At 54.5% G+C, this 2127-nt stretch carries 1 protein-coding gene; it reads right to left on the reverse strand.

Translation table 11 applies throughout. The annotated features are described in order from the left end of the window. Nucleotides 1-185: 185 nt before the first annotated feature. Nucleotides 186-1925 carry an IS1634 family transposase gene (locus tag WCG50_RS19125; RefSeq protein ID WP_336901183.1) on the reverse strand — a complete coding sequence of 580 codons (1740 nt, stop codon included), beginning with the start codon at nucleotides 1923-1925 and terminating at the stop codon, nucleotides 186-188. Between the last annotated feature and the right edge of the window lie 202 nt (nucleotides 1926-2127).

Genomic DNA, 2127 nt, shown 5'->3' on the forward strand with positions numbered 1-2127 from the left:
CCCTACTGCGGTAACGCCCAACTTTCGGCATGTTGGAAAGCCGTGTCAACTGGGGTCAATAACATTGAAAATGCAGACCCACTTGCAAAGGCCCTCATCAGCGATGTTCAATGCCCGGTTACCCGAGTTCGACAGTTAATGACGCAAGCCTATGATTTCATTGGCCATGAATTCAAAACGTGCCCCTACAAGAGGCTAAGTTGCTTAAATTGGCTGGGTTGTTTGACCTTCAATGCGGCGAGTACGTCGTGTTGCTCGGCCGTCATTGAAGACACGCCACAAAGGGGTGGCGCACCGTTGATAGTTACGCGGTGATGCTGAATTCGTTTGAGCGACTGCAATGCCCGCTCCGGCGTAACACCCGTGTTAGCGGCCCGCAAACGCATGCGCATCACCCGGTGCAGGATCAGCGCCATAAAGCAAATAGACGCATGCGCTCGAATGCGCTCGGGCAGGCGGTGATAAACCGGTCCGATCTCAAGCTCAGACTTCAAGACCTTGAAGCCCCGTTCAATATCAGCCAATGACTTGTAGCGTTCAATGACTTTGTCGGGCGTCATGTCCTGCACGTTGGTCACCACCAGCAACTTGCCGTCCATCATCTCGGCCAGTCGCAAGGCGTCTTCATCAATGGCGTAACTGAACAACTCCGCCTTCATATCAATCTTGATGATTTTGCCCAAATGAGCCTCCAGCACCGCATGATAGAAACGCGCCTTGGTGCCACTGTCGGAGAGCTTGCGCCCTCGCTTTTTCGCTCCCTGGTCCTGTCCGTCAAGCTTGCCCGCCCATCCCTTGGCTTGGGTTTCCAACTCGGTCATTGCGGCTTTGCGTTTCTGATGCTGCTCAAGCGCCGTCTGTGGATCGTGCGCCACCACCATGCGCAAACCGTTCCACGCCACTTCGCCCGTGATTTCGGTGGGGGCCTTGGCGCACTGCGCCTGTAATGGCTGCAGTAAATCGGTGAACTCGTGATAACGCCTGCCTGGTACGGCGATGATGAATTCCAATGCTTGGCTCTTTCCCGGATCCTGGCCTATGTCTGGGCGTAGACGGATCGCCTGCAAGGCCTCCAGATTGTCCAGACTCAGCAACCCACGGTCAGCCACCAGGATCAGACGGCGCAGATTGGGAAACCTGTCCATCACCTTTTTGAGGATTGGCAGCAAGGTCTTGGTCTCCGCCGTATTGCCATCAAAGACCTCGTGATAAATGGGCAAGCCTTCACTGGTTTGCACCACCCCCAGCATGAACTGGCGAGCGATCAAGCCTTCCTTGGCCATGCCAAACTTGCGCACATCTCCCTCCATGGTGGTGAGCCCTTCGGCGCGAATGGTGGTCATGTCGTAGAACGCTACCGACAGGTCTTGATCAACCAAGGGGCGTAGCAATTTGGCGACGACCTCGTCCACTGCATCTTGTTGATCCATTAGCGCATCCATGCTGCGCAGCAAGTGCTGATGGGTGAGTGCTTTGACGTCGATATCTGGCAAGGCCACCGTTTGCAGCCAGCGCAAGACGCCCAGTTTGGAGTCGGGGTCACACAGACGGTTGAGCACCATGATGCGAATGAGAGCCTCAACATCAATGGTGTGGCGAGTGCGCCGAAAGACGCGGCGCAGATCCGAGAAACCGAGCTCTTTCCAGATTTCGGTCAGGGTCCAAACATTGCCCAAGGCACGGGCTGACTCGAATAAAACACCGGCGGTTGCAGCAACAGATGTCGTAGCAGGTTGAACAGCAACCGGCTCACGTCCTGCTACTTTGAGTAGGCCATCAATGACTGAATCGAGCTCGCCGGTGAGTTGATCCAGGCGCCCCAATGTCGCTACGGTGCGCTTCTTAACGCGCCCGGCGTCATCCCTGTAGGACTCGACCAGTTGAACATAGCGACGCGGACCAGAAGTGGTGACCTTGACAAACATGCCGCCACTTTATCACAACCATTACCTATGAAGAATAAGAATTTTATAAACTAAACGTGCCACCACAAGAATTTGAAATAACCTCGCTAAGCTATTGATTCCATTGGGTGTCTACGATTTTCGAGGCTTGAAACTGTCGAACTCGGGAGGACAGGTCCAGCAGCAATCGACAGAACAAGCCCAAGCCGTTGACAAAGCCAAC

It is taken from the genome of Rhodoferax sp., from assembly GCF_037143375.1.
GTDB lineage: Bacteria > Pseudomonadota > Gammaproteobacteria > Burkholderiales > Burkholderiaceae_C > Rhodoferax.

Coding starts and splice junctions, on each gene's coding strand:
- WCG50_RS19125 (WP_336901183.1), bottom strand. CDS start 1,925: ATGTTTGTCAAGGTCACCACTTCTGGTCCGCGTCGCTATGTTCAACTG.